Genomic DNA, 17,266 nt, shown 5'->3' with positions numbered 1-17,266 from the left:
AGCGCCATGGCCATGCTGTTCCCCATCCTGGTGTTCCTGTCCGTGTCGCTGGCCGTCATCGGCCTGGCGGCGTGGCTGTCCCCGACGCGCGCCGCGCAGCGGCTGCAGGCGGTGGCGCCGTCGTCAGGCAAGTCGGCCTGGACCGAGACGGCGATCAAGCTCGTCGGCCCGTTCGCGCAGCTGTCGTCGCCGACCGGCGACGCCGACCTGTCGCCGCTGCGCGTGCGCTTCCTGAACGCCGGCATCCGCCATCCGGATGCCTACCTCGTCTACTTCGGCCTGAAGACATTGCTGCCGCTGGGCTTCGCGGCCATCGCGTTCTTCGCGATGCGCGCGGCGGGGGCGGATGGCGGCATGACGATGCTGCTGTGGCTTGCGCTGGCCGCGCTGGCCGGCTGTTATCTGCCCAACCTGGTGCTGCGCCTGCGCATCCGCGCGCGGCGCCGCGAGATCTTCGAGAACTTTCCCGACGCCGCCGACCTGATGCTGGTGTGCGTGGAGGCGGGGCTCGGGCTGGACGCCGGGCTGGCCAAGGTCACCGAGGAAATCAAGATCAAGAGCCAGGCGCTCGCGCAGGAACTGCACTGGACCAACCTGGAAATGCGCGCCGGCGGCACGCGCGAGAAGTCGTTGCGCAACCTGGCGCTGCGCACGGGCGTGGAAGAAATAAGCACCTTCGCCACCATGCTGACCCAGGCGGACCGCTTCGGTACCAGCATCGGAGAGTCGCTGCGCGTGTTTTCGGACGACCTGCGCCACAAGCGCCAGGTGCGCGCCGAGGAGCTGGCCGCGAAGGTGCCGACCAAGATGCTGCTGCCGCTGGTGCTGTGCATCTTCCCGTGCATCTCACTCGTGATCCTCACGCCGGCGGCGATCCGCGTGATCCGGATGATCATGCCGATGCTGAGCGGCGGGCAGCTGTAAGAGGGCGCGCAGGCGGCGCGCAGCAGGAGCCGCCGCAGCGTTTCAGGACGCCAGCGTGTCGAGCTGGTGCTTGATCGCGTAGATGTACAGCTCGAGCCGGTTCGTGACGCCCAGCTTCTGGTAGATGGCGCACAGGTGGTTGCGCAGCGTGTGCTCGGTGACGAAGGCGCGCTCGGCAAGCACCTTGTTGGAGGCGCCGCAGCCCGTCACGACGATGTGGATGATCTCGCGTTCCTTGTGCGTCAGCGTGGCCTGCCGCGCCGTGTCGGGGTCGGCCTTCGGCGGCTTCCTGGCCGACGTGAGTTCGGAGAAGACGCGGCCCATGGTCTGCGCGTCGACGCACAGCTCGCCCTGGTGGACGCGCGAAATGGCGTCGAGCAGCTGCTGCGCCGAGGCGTCCTTGCCCACCACGCCGCGTGCACCGCGCAGCACGGCCTGGTCGAGCGTGCGCTGCTCCTTCTCGGCCGTCAGCACCATCACGCGCGACACCTCGTTGGCCAGCAGCCGGGGCAGGATGTCCAGCGCGCTGTGGCCGTCCAGGTCGAGGTCGAGCACGATGACGTCGGGTGCGAGGCTTTGCGCCGTGGCCACCGCTTCGTCGCAACAGCTGGCCGTGCCGACCACCTTCATGCGCGGCTGTTCGCCGTCGATCAGCTTCGACAGGCCCCACAGCATGGTCTTGTGGTCGTCCACGAGCAGCACGGCAATGGGATGGTCGAGGGTTTGCATGACGGACTCCTTCCTGTGTCTGCGGCGAGCGGTCAGATCGGGATTTCGATCCGCACCGCCGTGCCGCCGTTCGCGCATCGGTCGACATGCGCCTGGCCGCCCAGGGCCGCGGCGCGCTCGGTGAGGGAGCGTGGGTGGAAGGCGGTGAAGCTTTCCTGGCAGGCGTCGTTCTCGATGCACAAGGCCAGCTGGCCGTTCTTGCAGTCGATGCGCACGCTGCCGTGGCGCGCATGGGTGTGCTTGCAGATGTTGTTCAGCCCCTCGCTCACCATCTGCAGCAGCTCCGCGGTCACGCGGTCGTCCAGGTGCAGCGGGGCGTCGATGGCCATCACGATGTCGATGTCGATGCCGTACAGGCCCTTGATCCGCGCGGCCTGGCGCTCGATGTGGGGCCGCACGAGTCCGCCCGGATCGTTCGCGCCGTGCCTGACTTCGCCGGCGTAGCGGCGCAGGTCGGCGATCACCCCGTCGGCCACCTCCGAGAGCTTGTCGAGGTCTTCGCGCAGCGGGTTGTCGGCGCCGGCGCGCTTGCGCAGTGCGCACAGGCCCATGCGCAGGCCGATGTAGGGCTGGATGGCCGTGTCGTGCAGGTCGAGCGCGATCTTCAGGCGCTCCGCCGACGCGGCTTCCGAGGCCATCCGGTCGAGCACCTCGATGGTTTCGATGACCGGGAAGATCTGCTCCATGAGGTGCGCGAGGAACAGCGCGTCGGACTTGCCGAGCCGCCCGTCGCGCGACGAGATGAACACCCGGCCTTCGCCCAGGCGCATCGGCAGCGGCGCGCTGATGAAAGCGCGGGCCTCCAGCATGGCGGCGACGGTGGCGCAGCGTTGCGCGGCCTCTTCGTCGGCGCGGCGCCAGGCGGTCGCGCCCGCTGCGAAGACGTGGTGCTGCGCGCGAAGGTGGCTCAGCGGCCAGGGCAGGCGGTTGCTCATCACGATGCTGTCGGGCGCCAGGGCCATGAGCGGTGATTCCGCGAGGCGGCCGATGCTCTCGATGCTCACCTGCTCGCAGGTGTCGTCCTCGCGCAGCGTGCGCAAAGTCCAGGTGCCGGTGGCGCGGTCGCGCGTGAGCAGGATGCAATGGCTGGCCTTGAAGAAGGCCAGGGTGCGTTCCATCGTGCGGGCGATGGTGCGCCCGGCGCCGAAGCGCGGGTTCGACAGCTGGCTCACGTCGCCCAGCAGCGCCAGGCGCCGTTGCAGCGCCAGCTTGGAGCCGCCCCAGTACACGATCATGTGTCCCAGCGCCAGCAGGAAGGCGGTGCGCATCAGCAGCTGCGGCGTGTCGTCCGAGCACGCGACCAGCCCGCAGGCGACGAACGAGGCGACCGACGCCACCGTCACGCGGGCACCTTCCTCGAAGCCCCAGCGGAACGAGGAGGTGAGGATGGCGAAGAAGTAGAAAAGGAAGAACAGGCTGTGGGTGCCGTCGGTCACCGCCATGATCAGCGTGAACCACAGCACGTCGGACCAGTGGATCGCCCGACCCTGGAAGTAGGGCCGTCCCACCGCCGTGCAGACGTGGATCAGCAGGCTGTGAAGGATGTAGCCGAAGAAGGCCAGCCAGACCGCTGCGGGAACCTGGTTGTGGCTATCGGCGGCGTCGACCGTGATCGCCAGCAGGGCTGAAATCGACAGCACGAGCCGCATGCGTCCCACCATGAGCGCATCCGCCGCCAGGCTGGCGTCGATGCTGGGGGCGGAGCCGCGAACTTGCATGGGGATGCATCCTGTGCATGGGCCATGTCAGGCACCGCGAGTGATCGCGGTACAGGCGGGGGCGCTCGGCAGTGACAGTTTGGAATACATTTTTATTGCCAAAGACCACAACGTGTGACGAGTTCACATTACTACTTTGGTGTTCAGATGCAATTGAAATCTCATTCCATTAACCTTTGGTAACTATATTTGCATTAAATTTCATGCGGATAAATAGGCCACTGCACGAGGGCGGCGAGGGGGCCTGGTGGCGGTGGGGGAGGCCCCGCAGAGGGCGAGGTACCTCAACGGGGCGCCCGCCTGCCTTGGCGAAGGCGCAGGCGGTGGGGTAACCCGGCTGCGCGCCCTCAGGGCAGGAACAGCAGCATCCCGTACACCGCGAACAGCATCAGGTGCATGAGGCCCTGGATCGGCGACGTGCGCTGTCCGTTGAAGCTCAGCATCGTCAGCACCGCCGTCACCGCGAACAGCAGGGTTTCCGCCCCCGAGATGCCCATGAGCACCTGCTTGCCCGTGACCAGCCCGATGATCAGCACGGCCGGCACCGTGAGCCCCACGGTGGAGACGAAGGCGCCCAGGCACAGGTTGATGGCGCGCTGCATCTCGTTGTTCATCGCGGCGCGCACGGCGGTGATCGATTCGGGTGTGAAGACGATGATGGCGATGAGCACGCCGCCCACCGCGGCGGGCGCGCCGGCCGCGGCGATGCCGTAGTCGGTGACCACCGCGAGGTAGTGCGCGAGCAGCACGATGGGCAGGATCATCGCGAGCAACAGCAGCGAGCGCACGACCACGGCGCGCTTGTCCAGGCCGCTGTGCGCTGACTGTGTCGCGGGGGAAGGCGCGGTCGCACGTACCGACATGTGCCCCGGCGCCGGCTGGATGAAGAAGCGCTGGTGGCTGCGCATCTGCATCCAGAGAAACGCGCCGTACAGCACGGCGGTGAGCACCGACATGCCGATCGCCTGCACCGGCGTGAACTCGCCCGCACCCGAGCTGTGGTTGGGCAGCACCAGCGCCGTGCCGGTCAGCAGCACGATCATCGACACATAGGCGCCGGCGCCCTGCGCGTTGTATTCCTGGTCGCCGTGGCGCGCCGCACCGGCGATGAGGCAGATGCCGATGACGAGGTTCAGGATGATCATCATCACGGCGAAGATCGAGTCGCGCCCGATGGTCGGAAACTCGCCCGGGCCGAGCAGCACCGAGGCGATGAGGATCACCTCGATCGACACGATCGACAGCGTCAGGATCAGCGTGCCGTAGGGCTCGCCCAACTGGTGCGCCAGGTGATCGGCTTCGCGCACCACGCCGAAAGACGCGGCCAGGATGGTGACGAACAGCGCAAGAAAAACGCAGCCGGCCACCACGGGGCTGATCGGCGCGGCCAGCCAGCGGTCGCCGAACGCGACGAAGAGCCCGACCACGAGCCAGGCGGCGGCGATCAGGGCCCAGGTGGCGGGCGGCACGAGGCGGGCAGGGGTGTGGGTTGTGGTCATGTGCGTTGTCACTCCGACATCAAGAGGGAAGCCAGGGCCAGCAGGCCGCTGCCTGCGAGGCTGAGCCCGCTGGCGGCCCACAGGGCCTTCACGTCGCGCGGCTCGCAGCCTTCGCGGCGCGCATGCCATGCGGCGTACGCCAGGGCCACCGCCATGGTCAACGCGGGCCAGTGCAGATCAAGACCGTTCATCGTCTCGCTCCCGATGCGGCGAACCCGCGCCGACATTCGGCGCGGTACGACAGCCGCGTGGCGCCGGGGCGCACGTGCAGGCGCACGGCACCGAGCGTCAGCCAGAAGGCATCCGACCCAAGGGCCCGAGGAAGACGGAAAAGGGAAAAGAGGCGTAGCGCAGCGAGGCGCCAGGAAGGGAGCAGTTCGGCCATGTCGAAACTTCGCGAGAAGTCAGGAAAGGGCCGTCCCTTGCAAGGTGAAGGTGCAAGGCCGAGGTCGTCCTCGGCCCGGTTCGCGCAGGGCGCGCGAACGAAAAAATGATAGCAGGGAAACTGCCGGCGGGCGCGCTCAGCCTCCGCGCGCGCGCACCTGGGCCGCGTGCAGGAGGCGGGCGTTGTCGACCTTTTGCTTGGAAAGAAGATGCATCTTGCTGCAGCTCGAACAGCGGTACAGGCGCAGCCAGGGCAGCAGGCGCATCCACGCGGCGCGCGGCTGGCGATCCATGTCCTGAGGATGGCAGGGGCAGGCAGAAACCGAATGAGACGACGACATTTGTCCGAATGACCATGCTGTCCAGATCCCACCCTGACCAAGCTCTGTGGCTCTTCGGCTACTGGGAATTGAAAGTATTCATTCTTACGACAAATGTAAACAAGCACACTCACCTGTTCTGGGTATTTGGCTGCTTTGGCCCACGGAAAACGGTGGAGAAAATGCGGCTGAGTCCCGATGCCGCAGGGCCGAACGGTCGGTCGATGCGGCGGATCAGGTAGACCGGCAACGGCCGCGGCGCCGTCGTGCGCTGCATGGCCAGCGGCACGTGCGCCAGCCGCTTCGCTTTCAGGTCGGCCTGCACCATCCACAGCGGCAGGTGGCCCCAGCCGACGCCGCCCAGGATCAGCGCGTGCTTGGTCGCGATCTCGCTGACGCGGCAGGTCTTCTGCGACAGCACGCCGAAGTTGCGCCCTTGCGAGCGCGCCGACGGGTCGGCCACGACGACCTGCACGTGGTCCGCCAGGTCGACGGTCGTCCATCGCGCGGCGCTTGCCTGCGCGAGCGGGTGAGCCGGATGGCACACCGCGACCATGCCCGCGATCTCGCCGATCCCCTCCGACGCCACATGCGGATCGTGCTCTTCCGCGGCCGTGAGGCCGAGGTCGCAGCGGCCTTCCAGCACGGCGGTCAGCGCCGACGTCATGGGCGCGGTTGCCAGCTCCAGCCGCACGCTGGGGAACTCCGCCTGGAAGCGGCAGATGGCGTCGGCCACGAGCGGCAGCGGCAGCAGCGGGTCCTGCGCCATGCGCAGCTCGGCCTCGACGCCTTCGCTGAAGCTGTTGGCCCGCGCGCGGAACGCGTCGGCCTTGATCAGCAGCGTGCGCGCTTCCGCCAGCAGCGTCGCGCCGGCCTCGGTGAGCACCGGGCGATGCTGCGAGCGGTCGAACAACGACAGGCGCAGCTCGGACTCGAGGTTGGCAATCGCGGCGCTGAGGCCGGACTGCGCTCGCCCGAGCGAGCCGGCCGCGGCGCGGAAGGAGCCCCGGTCGGCAATCGAGACGAAGACGCGCAATTGGTCGAGGGTGAGGGCGTCCAGCATGATCTGATTTTGTGATCAATTCGATCTAAATTTTATCAATTGTGCAGATCGATGGCCTGCGGGAGCATTGGCTTCTTCTCCTTTCCTGGAAGCAAGCCATGAAGAAAGCCATCGTCTACGAAGCCACCGGCGCCGACCCCCGGCGCGACCATCTCGAGCGCAAGGACCTGACCATCGTGGCGGTCGGCCACCCCGGCGAACTGGCCGACGTGGCGATCGACCTGGCGCGCGATGGCGTGGAACTCATCGAGCTGTGCGGCGGCGTCTCGCCGCGGTGGCGCCCGCTGGTCAGTGCCGCGGCCGGCCCGGGCGTGCAGGTCAGCTCGGTCACCTTCGGCATGGAGTCGCTGGCACCGGCCGCGCGCTTCAGCCAGGCCCGCGCCGACGGTGCGCCGTTGCCGGCCGCCTTCATCTTCCTGGAGCCCGGCGCCGACGCGCGCCGCGACCGCTTCGTGCAGACCTTCATGCGCGAGCACACGACCTTCGTGCCGGTGCCCGACGAGGCGGCGGCCGTGGCCGCGGCGCGCGGGCTGGTGGCCGACGGCGTCGGGCTCATCGAGCTCTACGGCGGCTTCACGAGCGCTGGCGCCGCCGCCGTCATCGACGCCGTGCAGGGAAGGGCGCCGGTCGGCATCGGCAGCTTCACGCTCGATGCGACGCATCCGGGGGAGCACGCATGAGACATCGCCCATGCCCGACCGTGAGCTATGCCGCCTCGTCGCCGCGGCAGCGCACGCATGACATCGAACTGATCGACGGCGTCGTCGCCCGTGTCGAATCGACGCAGCGGGCGCGCGATGTCGACGGCTTCACCCGCCTGCTCACGCCCGAGGCCGTGTGGGTGACCGCCTTCGGGCGTCGGCTCAACGACTGGCCGAAGATCCGCGAGTTCACCGCCAGCGTGCTCACGCCCGCCATCGGCGACGAGCACGCGTTCTACGACGTGGAGCACGTCACCTTCCTGAGCGACACCATCGCGGTCGTCAACGTGCGCCAGCGCCCGGTCGATGCGGCCGGCGCGCCGCTGGCGGGACGGGCCGAAGGACGCCCGCTGTACGTGATGAGCAAGCACGGCGACGGCTGGATGATCGCCGCCGGCCAGAACACCCCGCGCCAGGAAGCCGCCATCGCCGCGCAGGCACAGGCGCTGCCCGATCGCCAATGACCGCGCCCTTCTTCTTTTCCTCTTCCTTCTCCTTTGCCATGACCCATCCTGCGCTGACCCTCATCGAACAACGTGTCTCGGCCAACCGCTTCGACCCGACCCACGTGCTGCAAAGCGAAGAGATCGAATCGCTGATCCGCTTCGCCACGCGGGCGCCCACGGCCTACAACCTGCAGAACTGGCGCTTCATCGCCGCGCGCACGCCGCAGGCCAAGGCGCGGCTGCGGCGGGTGGCGCAGGACCAGCCCAAGGTGAGCGAGGCGGCCGTCACCTTCATCGTCTGCGGCCTGCTGCCCGACCCCGAGGCGCTCGCCGACCGGCTGCGCCCGTTCATGGAGGCCGGCTTCATGTCGCCCGACACGGCGGCCGGCTGGCGCGAAGGCGCGCGCCTGCAGTACGCCGACGACCCGCGCACCGCGCGCGACGAGGCCGTGCGCAGCGCCGCCTTCGGGGCCGCCACGCTCATCCATGCGGCCGAGGCGCAGGGGCTGGTGTCGGGGCCGATGGTCGGCTTCGACCCCGAGGGCGTGACCCGCGAGTTCGGCCTGCGGCCGCACGAGGTGCCCGTGGTGCTGGTGGCCGTGGGTCGCGCCGCGCCCGGCAACTGGCCGCAGAAGCCGCGCCGCCCGCTGGCCGAAGTGCTCGACATCCTGTGAAGGCGCGCGCCACCGATCTGTGGCTGACGGCGATCGCGCCGGCCATCTGGGGCAGCACCTACATCGTCACCACCGAGTTCCTCGCCGGCTGGCCGCCGATGACCGTCGCGATGCTGCGGGCGCTGCCCGCCGGGTTGCTGCTGTTGCTGATCGTGCGGCAGCTGCCGCGCGGCTTGTGGTGGGGGCGGGTGTTCGTGCTCGGCGCGCTCAACTTCTCGTTCTTCTGGGCGATGCTGTTCGTGTCGGCCTACCGGCTGCCGGGCGGCGTGGCGGCGACCGTGGGCGCGGTGCAGCCGCTGCTGGTGATTGTGCTGGCGTACGTCCTCTTGCGCAGCCCGATCCGGCCCTGGTCGATCGTCGCGGCGCTGGCGGGGTTGGGCGGCGTCGCGCTGCTGGTGCTCACGCCGCGCGCGGCGCTCGATCCGGTCGGCATCGCCGCGGGCCTGGCGGGCGCGGCCTCGATGGCCTGTGGCACGGTGCTGAGCCGACGCTGGCAGCCGCCGGTGTCGCCGCTCACCTTCACCGCGTGGCAGCTCACGGCCGGCGGGCTGCTGCTGGTCCCGGTGTCGCTCGCGCTCGACCCGGCGCTGCCCGCGTTCACGACGCCCAGCCTGCTGGGGCTCGCGTGGCTCGGGCTGGTGGGTGCGGCGCTGACCTACATCCTGTGGTTTCGCGGCATCGCGCGGCTGGAGTCGTCGGTCGTGTCGTCGCTGGGTTTCCTGAGCCCGCTGACGGCGGTGGTGCTGGGCGGCGTGTTCCTGCAGCAGACGCTCACGCCCGCGCAGGTCGCAGGGCTCGTGCTGGTGATCTGCAGCATCGGGGTGGCGCAGCGCGCGCAGGCCAGGGCGGCCTGAAAAAGGCGGAACGGGCGGGCTGGGAAGGCCCGGATTTCCTCGATCCCTGTCACACCCCGTTTCACTTCTCCCGCGCTTCGTGTGCACCAGTTCACAGAGGGAAAGCCGTTAGTTGACCGGTGTAAACTGCCCGGTTTTCTCCCTCTCTCGCGGTATGGTGCAAGTGTCACGGCGCACAGGCTTCACCGGCTCGGCGCTCACTCGCTTGCTCGCTCAATTGAGCGACATCGACGTTCCCGAATCCAGGCAAGCCCTCGCGGATCGTTTGAGTCAGTGGTTCAGTTGGACCGACGCCATCTCCTTGTCTGCAGCTTTGGATTCCGATCTGGGCGTCGCCGTGTCCGGCGTCCGGGCGTCCGAGGGCGCCGAGGAGGCGCAGGAGTGCGCGCGCCTGAAGGCCGCGCTGGCCAAGGGCAATGCCGACGGCGGCGTGGCCTCTGTGCTGCCCGGCGCGAACGATGACTTCCCGCCGTACCGCCGCCGCTACTTCGCGCGCCAGCAGGCCATGGAAACGGCCATCGAACCGCTGCGCGCGCGCCTGCGGGCCCGCCTGGCCACCCGCTCGCCCGAGCTGGCCCGGCTGGCTGCGGTGGACGCCATCCTGGAGCAGGTGGTGGGCGCCCGCGAACGCAGCCTGCTGGCGAGCGTGCCGTCGCTGCTGGAGAAACACTTCAAGCGTCTGCGCGAGGCCGACCAGGCCGCGCAGGACGCACACCCCGACACCCCCCAGCCGCCACCGAATTCCGCCGGCGGCTGGCTGAACGTGTTCGGCCGCGACATGCAAAGCGTGTTGCGGGCCGAACTGGACATTCGCATGCAACCGGTCGAAGGCCTCCTAGAAGCCCTTCGCGATCGCTAGCCCCATAAGAGACAACAAGCTTCCATGAACAGATTTTTCCATTACGCCGTCTTCCTCGTGGGCCTGGCCGTCGTGTGCTGGGTCGGTGCCAGCTATGTCGGCCACAACCCGCTGGCCCTGGTGATCACGGCGCTGATCGGCGCGTTCTACCTGATGGGCGCGCTGGAGTTGCACCGCTTCCACCAGGCCACCGGCACGCTCTCGCACGCGGTGAACGACCTGTCGGCGCCGCCGACGAGCCTTGGCGACTGGCTCGCCGGCCTGCATCCCTCGCTGCGCAACGCGGTGCGCCTGCGCATCGAAGGCGAGCGCGTCGGCCTGCCGGGTCCGGCGCTCACGCCGTACCTCGCGGGCCTGCTGGTGCTGCTGGGCATGCTGGGCACGTTCCTGGGCATGGTGGTCACGCTCAACGGCACGGGGCTGGCGCTCGAAAGCGCGACCGACGTGCAGGCCATCCGCAACTCGCTGTCGGCGCCCGTGCGCGGCCTGGGCCTGGCCTTCGGCACCTCGGTGGCGGGCGTGGCCGCATCGGCCATGCTGGGCCTGGCCTCGGCGCTGTGCCGGCGTGAACGCCTGCTGGCCGGGCAGTCGCTCGACACGCTGATCGCCACGTCGCTGCGCGGCCATTCGCTGGCGCACCGCCGCGAAGAGTCGTTCAAGCTGATGCAGCAGCAGGCCCACGCGATGCCCGCGCTGGTCGACCAGCTGCAGGCCATGGTGGCCGCGATGGACCGTCAGAGCCAGTCGATCAACGAACGCCTCGTCGCCAGCCAGGACACCTTCCACCAGAAGACCGAAGCCGCCTACACGGGGCTCGCCGCCTCGGTCGACCGCTCGCTCAAAGACAGCCTGGCCGACAGCGCGCGCATCGCCGGAGAAACCATCCAGCCCGTGGCGAAGGTGATGCCCGAGCTGGTCGGCCAGCTGCAGACCATGATGGCCGCGATGGAGCGCCAGACCCAGACGCAGAACGACCGCCTCGTGGCCAGCCAGGACAGCTTCCACCAGAAGGCCGAAGCCGCGTACACGGGGCTGGCCGCCTCGGTCGATCGCTCGCTGAAGGACAGCCTGGCCGACAGCGCCCGCATCGCCGGTGAAACCATCCAGCCGGTGGCGAAGGTGATGCCCGAACTGGTCGGCCAGCTGCAGACGATGATGGCCGCGCTGGAGCGCCAGGGCCAGTCGCAGAACGACCGTCTCGTCGCTAGCCAGGACAGCTTCCACGAAAAGGCCGAGGCCGCCTACAGCGGTCTGGCCGCCTCGGTCGATCGCTCGCTGAAGGACAGCCTCACCGACACCGCCCGCATCGCCGGCGCAACGATCCAGCCCGTGGTCGAGGCGGCCATGCTCGGCATCGCGCGCGAAGCGGCCTCGCTGCAGGGCGGCATGGCGCAGGCTGTCGAACGGCAGCTCGAAGGCCTCACGGGCCGCTTCGAGGCCTCGACCGCCGGCGTCGCCGACACCTGGAAGGCCGCACTGGCCGAACACGAGCGCGCGAGCGGGGCGCTGTCGAGCGACCTGCGCGGCACGCTCGAACGCTTTGCCGAGACCTTCGAGCAGCGCTCGGCCGCGCTGGTCGACGGCGTGTCCGCCCGCCTCGAAAGCACCGTGGGCAGCGTGTCCGACACCTGGGGCAGCGCGCTCGCGCAGCACCAGCGCGTCAGCGAAAAACTGTCGGGCGATTCGCACCAGGCGCTCGCCGCTGCCGCCGCCACCTTCGAGCAGCATTCGGTGTCGCTGCTGCGCACAGTGGGCGAGGCCCACACCAGCCTGCAGACCGAACTGGCGGCGCGCGATGCGCAGCGCCTGTCGGCCTGGAGCCAGTCGCTCGAAGCCATGGCCGCGTCGCTGCAGAAGGAATGGCAACAGGCCGGCGCGCACACGCTGAGCCAGCAACAGCAACTGAGCGAGACGCTGGCGCAGGCCGCGCGCGACGTGTCGGCGCAGGCCGAAGCGCACGCCAAGCAGACCGTCGCCGAAGTCGCACAGCTGCTGCAGGCCGCGTCGGACGCCCCCCGCGCCGCCGCGTCGCTGCTCGACACCGTGCGCGAGGCGCACGCCAACCTGCAGACCGAACTCGCCACGCGCGACGCGCAGCGCCTCGCGGCCTGGAGCGGCTCGCTCGAGACCATGGCCGCCTCGCTGCAGAAGGAATGGCAGCAGGCCGGCGCGCACAGCCTGAGCCAACAGCAGCAGATGAGCGAGACGCTGGCGCAGACCGTGCGCGACATGTCGGCGCAGGCCGAGGCCAATGCCAAGCAGACCGTGGCCGAAGTCGCGCAGCTGCTGCAGGTGGCGGCCGAGGCACCGAAGGCCGCGGCCGACGTGATCGCCGAGCTGCGCCAGAAGCTGTCGGACGGCATGGCGCGCGACAACGACATGCTCGAAGAGCGCAGCCGCATCCTCGGCACGCTCGAAACCTTGCTGGGCGCGGTGAACCATGCCTCGACCGAACAGCGCAGCGCCATCGACGCGCTCGTCACGGCCTCGGCCGACATGATGGAGCGCGTGGGCAGCCGCTTCACCGAGAAGGTCGAGAGCGAGACCGAGAAGATGGCCGGCATCGCCGCGCAGATCACCGGCGGCGCGGTCGAGGTGGCGAGCCTGGGCGAGGCCTTCGGCTTTGCCGTGCAGCGTTTCGGCGAATCGAACGACAAGCTGGTGGCGCACCTGCAGCGCATCGAAGGCGCGCTGGGCAAGTCGCTGGCGCGCAGCGACGAGCAGCTGGCCTACTACGTGGCGCAGGCGCGCGAGGTGATCGACCTGAGCATCATGTCGCAGAAGCAGATCGTCGAAGACCTGCAGCAGTTCGCCAGCCGCCAGACCGCAGGCAGCGAGGCCTGAAATGGTGCGCGACGAGATCGACCTCGACGCCGGCCTGGAGCCGACCGTCCCCGTGTGGGCGGTGTTCGGCGACCTGATGGCGGGCATGCTGGGCGCGTTCGTGCTGATCCTGGTGTGCGTGCTCGGCATGCAGCTGGACCTGGCGAGCCGCCTCGAAACCGAGGTGCAGCAGCGCCGCGCCGAATCGCAGCGCCGCGAGGCGCTCGAGCAGGCGCTGGCCGGTCCGCTCGCCGCGGGCCGCGTGACGCTCAACAACGGCCGCATCGGCATCAGCGGCAGCGTGCTGTTCGCCTTCAATTCCGCCGACCTGCAACCCGGCGGCCGGCAACTGCTGAAAAGCCTGGCCGGTCCGCTGGGCGCCTACCTGAAGGCGCGCGACGAGATCCTGATGGTGAGCGGCTTCACCGACGACCGGCAGATGCGCGAGGGCGCGCGCCTGTTCGCCGACAACTGGGAGCTGTCGGCCCAGCGCGCGCTCACTGTGACGCGCGCGCTGATCGAAGAGGGCGTGCCCTCGTCGTCGGTGTTCGCTGCGGCCTTCGGCGCCGAGCAGGCCGTGGCCTCGAACGGCGACGCCGAAGGCCGCGCGAAGAACCGGCGCGTGGAAATGGCGCCGACGCCCCGACCCAAGAACGCACCCGACGCAGCGAAGCCCCGTGAGTAACGACACCGCACCGGACGATCAGGTCGACCCCGTCGCGGCGCTCGACGCCTGGCGCGCGCGCGGCGACGACCGCTTCGACCCGGTGCGCTTCCGCTTCATCGCGGCGATGGCGCAGCGCGCGGCGGCGCACGAAGGCGAGGCACGGCGCCTGCTCGATGCGCGGCTGGCCAGCCTCATGGCGACCTACCGCGCCGATCTGGAGAAGGTCGCCCCCGAGGCCGAAGCGCCGGCCGATGCGCCGCTGCACACCGCGCTCGCCGAGCTGATGAACCACATCGCCCAGCTCGCACCGCTGCCGCCGCCGCCCGACGCGGAGGCGACCGACGGAGACACCGTGCCGAGCCTCTCAACCGCGCCCGAGCTCAAGACGCTGAGCTACTTCCGCGGCACCTGGTCCAAGCTCGCCGCCGACCAGCGCGTGACGCAGTCGCTCGCCAAGGTGCCGAAGAACGCCGGCCCGCTCAACACGCACCACCTCGTGCAGCGCGCGCTCACGCTGATGCGCGACCTGTCGCCGCAGTACCTGCAGCGTTTCATGGCACACGTCGATGCGCTGCTGTGGATCGAGCAGGTGAACGCCGCCGCCGAGGCCGCGCGCGTGGCGCGCACCGAGAGCCCGCGCAAGAGTTCACGCAGCCGCGCGAGCTAGAAGCTCAGCCCGCCGCGTCGTGGCACACGACGCACAGCTTGTTGCCGTCTGGGTCGCGGAAGTACGCGCCGCAGTAGTCGGGGTGGTAGTGCGTGCGCAGCCCCGGCGGGCCTTCGCAGCTGCCGCCGTGCGCGAGCGCGATGCGGTGCACCGCATCGACCATCGCCCGCGTGCCGGCGGTGAACGCCGCCATCTGGCCGTTGCCCGCGTCGTGCGGCCGGCCGTCGTGGGGTTGGCAGATCACGAAGAAAGGTCGCGCGCGCCCTGCGCTGTGCCAGCCCGCCCAGGGCTTGGCCGGGTCGCAGAAGCGGCGCTCCAGGCCGAGGCCGTCCATCACCGCGTCGTAGAAGGCCAGCGCGCGGTCGAAATCGGAGACGCTGAAGAAGACATGAGAGAACATTTCGGCTCCTTGTGAAGCGGATGAACTTCCAGCGGATTGTCGTCAGCGCGGCCAGAGCCACCAGGCCAGCCCGGCTGCAACCAGCACCCAGATGCCGATGACCAGCGCCATGCCAGTCTTGCTCGTCGGCTTGCTGCCCGTTTGCGCCATCCATTCCTCGGCCCGCGCGCGGCTGCGCACGATGACCTCGGGCGGCAGCAGGCGCACGGCGAGCCAGATCAGTGCGGGCAGCAGCAGCACGTCGTCGAGGTAGCCGAGCACGGGAATGAAGTCGGGAATCAGGTCGATGGGGCTGAGCGCATAGGCCACCGTGAACCAGCACAGCGCCTTCGGCAGCCATGGCGTGGCCGTGTCGCGGCAGGCGAACCAGAGGGTGACGGCGTCGCGCTTGATGCGGCGCGCCCAGTCGCGCAAGTTCATGGTGATTCAGCCCGCGCTGCGCGGCCCGAACATGATGATGCCCATGCCGACGAAGCACACGGCCACGCCGACCCAGTCGCTGGCCGAGGGCGTCACCTTGTCCACGGCCCAGAGCCACAGGATGGCCACGCCGATGTAGACCCCGCCGTAGGCCGCATACACGCGGCCGGCAGCCGTCGGGTGCAGCGAGAGCAGCCACGCGAAGAGCGCCAGGCTCAGCGCGGCGGGCAGCAGCAGCCAGGCCGACTGGCCTTGCTTGAGCCACAGGTAGGGCAGGTAGCAGCCGACGATTTCCGCGAGCGCGGTCGCGATGAAGAGGCCGAGGGTCTTGAGCAGGTCCATGGCCGCCATTGTGGCGGCCACCTGGCGACTAAGGCTGTCGTCCGGGCCCGGTGCCCGGCCGCGACGACGGCTCCCACACATCGGGCGTGGTGGCGACCAGCGACTTGAAGTCCTTCCACGGCCGCGCGCCCGGCACCGTGCGCCCGCCGACGATCACCACCTTCGCGTAGGCCACCATGCGCTCGCGCAGGTAGCGGCGCTCGGACTCGGGCCAGGTCTCGATGGCGTGCGGGCCGCGCGACAGCACGATCTCCTTCACGCCGCGGATGCGGTTGTAGGCGGCCACGGTGCCTTCGAGCGATTCGGCGCGGTCCCACAGGCCCTTGCCGAAGAAGGCGGCGGGCCAGCGGTCCATGCCCGCGAGCGTGGCGGAGTTCGGATAGAAAAGGATGTGGTGGTCCGCCGCCATGCCCCCCAAGAAGAGGTTGCGGTCGGCCAGGTCGGGCGCGTCGGGCAGGTAGCCCGCACCGCTGGCGAACGACGACAGCAGGATGGCCCCTCGGATGTTGCGCCAGCCGCGCGCCGGCGTGCAGTTGGGCACGGGCATGTCGAAGCTGCAGGCAGCCACGTAGTTGCGCGTCAGGGCCCAGGCGGTCGACATCGACCCGCGCGAGTAGCCGCCGAGCACCAGCGGAATCTCGCTGGCCTTCTGGCCCGCCAGCAGCCGGCCGCGCGCGGCATTGCCTTCGAGCAATTGGCCCGCCGGCGTGAGCAGCCGCAAGCCCTGGCCGTGCTCGAGCTGGGCGAGCACGCGGAACACGTCCTCGCCTTGCTCCAGCGTGTTGGTGTCGCTCACGCCGCCCGACAGGCCTTCGCCGCGCCGGTCGTAGGCGAGCACGTCGAAGCCGGCCTGGTTCAGCGCATGCAGGTTCTCGCGCCACCAGCGCTGGCCCATGGCCTCGGTGGTGCCGTTGGGGAAGGACACCGGCACGGCCTTGCCGCTAGCGGCGTCGATGCGGTGGGCGACCTCGTCCGGGTGCTGGAGGGCCGTGAGCTGCCCGCCGCCGCCCGCCGCCATGACGGCGAGGGCGCGGACCTTGCGGCCGCGCCCGTCGTCCACGCCCGCGCCTTCGAGGTACCAGCCGCGCAGCCTGATCGGGTCGGTGAGCTTCAGGTCGAGCCGCTCGAAGGTGTCGCGCGGCACGGTGAACTCGACGATGTGGGTGCGCGCGTCGGCCTCGGCAATGCCTTCGCGGTAGGGCGCCTTCGCGAAGAAGGCGGGGCGGCGGATCTGTTTCAGGTCGACGTTCGGGCTGTCGGCATCGATGCGCCCGGCCGGATCGACCGCGCCCGTCACGCGCGTGGCGCGGGCCTTGTTGGGCGGCAGCCAGCGCTGCATCTGTGCGTTCACGCGCGCGAAGCAGTCCGGCTCGGCCTTGCAGGTGCGCCAGCGCGCCTTGAGCTGGTCGTCGGTGAATGCGCCCACGTGGTAGTCGCCGCCCGCATAGTTGGTGGGCACAGGGTAGGCGCTCATGAGCACGGGCACGCACACGCGCGGACCGCCGGCGTTCACGGCGGTGCCGGCCTGCGGCAGCAGGTAGCCGCCCACCCGTGCGTTGCGGTCGGCGCCCACCCAGGCCGTGCAGTCGGTGGGCGGCGGCTTGCTGGCGGCGGCCTGGCGCTGTTCGGCGGTGGTGCCGGTGGTGCAGGCGGACAGGCCCAGCAGGGCACCGAGCAGGGCGAGCGGAAGGGTGGCGCGGGAAGAACGCATGAGGCGGGAAACGCTCGCGGAATGAAGAACCATGTGATTGGAACGCAGCCGGGGCGCAAAAAAGG

19 protein-coding genes are annotated in these 17,266 nt (G+C 69.7%); 9 read left to right on the top strand and 10 right to left on the bottom strand.

What is annotated here, in order from left to right:
- Nucleotides 1-6: 6 nt before the first annotated feature.
- Nucleotides 7-924 (top strand): type II secretion system F family protein, encoded by a 918-nt coding sequence (locus tag AC07Q9_RS14760; protein WP_495310353.1) that lies wholly within the window; start codon nt 7-9, stop codon nt 922-924.
- A gap of 42 nt (nt 925-966) precedes the next feature.
- On the opposite strand, the gene AC07Q9_RS14755 is transcribed toward AC07Q9_RS14760, so the two are convergent.
- From AC07Q9_RS14755 to AC07Q9_RS14730, 6 genes are all read right to left on the bottom strand, one after another.
- On the bottom strand, nt 967-1,653 hold the full coding sequence (locus AC07Q9_RS14755) for a response regulator (RefSeq protein ID WP_495310352.1): 687 nt from the start codon (nt 1,651-1,653) through the stop codon (nt 967-969).
- 32 nt (nt 1,654-1,685) lie between these two features.
- Nucleotides 1,686-3,371: a sensor histidine kinase gene (locus tag AC07Q9_RS14750; RefSeq protein ID WP_495310351.1), complete on the bottom strand. Its 1,686-nt coding sequence runs from the start codon at nt 3,369-3,371 to the stop codon at nt 1,686-1,688.
- Nucleotides 3,372-3,718: 347 nt separating this feature from the next.
- Nucleotides 3,719-4,870 (bottom strand): calcium:cation antiporter, encoded by a 1,152-nt coding sequence (locus AC07Q9_RS14745; protein ID WP_495310349.1) that lies wholly within the window; start codon nt 4,868-4,870, stop codon nt 3,719-3,721.
- Nucleotides 4,871-4,878: 8 nt separating this feature from the next.
- The gene (locus tag AC07Q9_RS14740) at nt 4,879-5,061 is read right to left on the bottom strand and encodes a hypothetical protein (protein WP_095745833.1); all 183 of its coding nucleotides are present in this window, start codon (nt 5,059-5,061) and stop codon (nt 4,879-4,881) included.
- A gap of 330 nt (nt 5,062-5,391) precedes the next feature.
- Nucleotides 5,392-5,547, bottom strand: a complete 156-nt coding sequence (locus AC07Q9_RS14735) for a hypothetical protein (protein WP_495300630.1) — start codon at nt 5,545-5,547, stop codon at nt 5,392-5,394.
- Nucleotides 5,548-5,704: 157 nt separating this feature from the next.
- Nucleotides 5,705-6,637, bottom strand: a complete 933-nt coding sequence (locus AC07Q9_RS14730; RefSeq protein WP_495310348.1) for a LysR family transcriptional regulator — start codon at nt 6,635-6,637, stop codon at nt 5,705-5,707.
- Nucleotides 6,638-6,735: 98 nt separating this feature from the next.
- Here AC07Q9_RS14730 and AC07Q9_RS14725 point away from each other — a divergent pair, with 98 nt between their 5' ends.
- The 8 genes from AC07Q9_RS14725 (at nt 6,736) to AC07Q9_RS14690 (ending at nt 14,328) form a co-directional block, all read left to right on the top strand.
- Complete coding sequence (locus AC07Q9_RS14725; RefSeq protein WP_495310347.1) at nt 6,736-7,317, top strand: DUF6506 family protein; 582 nt, start codon at nt 6,736-6,738, stop codon at nt 7,315-7,317.
- Nucleotides 7,314-7,802: an SgcJ/EcaC family oxidoreductase gene (locus tag AC07Q9_RS14720; protein ID WP_495310346.1), complete on the top strand. Its 489-nt coding sequence runs from the start codon at nt 7,314-7,316 to the stop codon at nt 7,800-7,802. Before AC07Q9_RS14725 ends, AC07Q9_RS14720 begins: the two co-directional genes overlap by 4 nt.
- Before the next feature lie 38 nt (nt 7,803-7,840).
- Entirely contained in the window at nt 7,841-8,458 is a 618-nt protein-coding gene (locus tag AC07Q9_RS14715) for a nitroreductase family protein (protein ID WP_495310344.1), read from the top strand.
- The gene (locus AC07Q9_RS14710) at nt 8,455-9,312 is read left to right on the top strand and encodes an EamA family transporter (RefSeq protein WP_495310343.1); all 858 of its coding nucleotides are present in this window, start codon (nt 8,455-8,457) and stop codon (nt 9,310-9,312) included. The genes AC07Q9_RS14715 and AC07Q9_RS14710 overlap by 4 nt, the downstream gene beginning before the upstream one ends.
- 154 nt (nt 9,313-9,466) lie before the next feature.
- The gene (locus AC07Q9_RS14705) at nt 9,467-10,171 is read left to right on the top strand and encodes a DUF3348 domain-containing protein (RefSeq protein WP_492677175.1); all 705 of its coding nucleotides are present in this window, start codon (nt 9,467-9,469) and stop codon (nt 10,169-10,171) included.
- A gap of 24 nt (nt 10,172-10,195) precedes the next feature.
- Nucleotides 10,196-13,015 carry a DUF802 domain-containing protein gene (locus AC07Q9_RS14700; protein ID WP_495310342.1) on the top strand — a complete coding sequence of 940 codons (2,820 nt, stop codon included), beginning with the start codon at nt 10,196-10,198 and terminating at the stop codon, nt 13,013-13,015.
- A gap of 1 nt (nt 13,016) precedes the next feature.
- On the top strand, nt 13,017-13,679 hold the full coding sequence (locus AC07Q9_RS14695) for an OmpA family protein (protein WP_495263508.1): 663 nt from the start codon (nt 13,017-13,019) through the stop codon (nt 13,677-13,679).
- Nucleotides 13,672-14,328 (top strand): DUF2894 domain-containing protein, encoded by a 657-nt coding sequence (locus tag AC07Q9_RS14690; protein WP_495310341.1) that lies wholly within the window; start codon nt 13,672-13,674, stop codon nt 14,326-14,328. The genes AC07Q9_RS14695 and AC07Q9_RS14690 overlap by 8 nt, the downstream gene beginning before the upstream one ends.
- A 4-nt stretch (nt 14,329-14,332) precedes the next feature.
- Here AC07Q9_RS14690 and AC07Q9_RS14685 read toward each other — a convergent pair whose 3' ends face one another.
- Genes AC07Q9_RS14685 through AC07Q9_RS14670 form a run of 4 tightly spaced genes read right to left on the bottom strand, consistent with a single transcriptional unit; the run spans nt 14,333 to nt 17,201 of the window.
- The gene (locus tag AC07Q9_RS14685) at nt 14,333-14,728 is read right to left on the bottom strand and encodes a VOC family protein (protein WP_495310340.1); all 396 of its coding nucleotides are present in this window, start codon (nt 14,726-14,728) and stop codon (nt 14,333-14,335) included.
- Between the two features lie 42 nt (nt 14,729-14,770).
- On the bottom strand, nt 14,771-15,148 hold the full coding sequence (locus AC07Q9_RS14680) for a YkvA family protein (protein ID WP_495310339.1): 378 nt from the start codon (nt 15,146-15,148) through the stop codon (nt 14,771-14,773).
- A 6-nt stretch (nt 15,149-15,154) separates the two neighbouring features.
- A complete protein-coding gene (locus tag AC07Q9_RS14675; protein ID WP_492676546.1) occupies nt 15,155-15,490 on the bottom strand; it encodes a YnfA family protein in 336 nt (111 codons plus the stop codon).
- Nucleotides 15,491-15,518: 28 nt separating this feature from the next.
- A complete protein-coding gene (locus tag AC07Q9_RS14670; protein ID WP_495310337.1) occupies nt 15,519-17,201 on the bottom strand; it encodes an alpha/beta hydrolase in 1,683 nt (560 codons plus the stop codon).
- Between the last annotated feature and the right edge of the window lie 65 nt (nt 17,202-17,266).

This window comes from Variovorax sp. GW821-FHT09A10 (genome assembly GCF_059418385.1).
The sequence above is the reverse complement of the archived record's forward strand: the minus strand, read 5'-3'. Positions and strand labels throughout refer to the sequence as shown.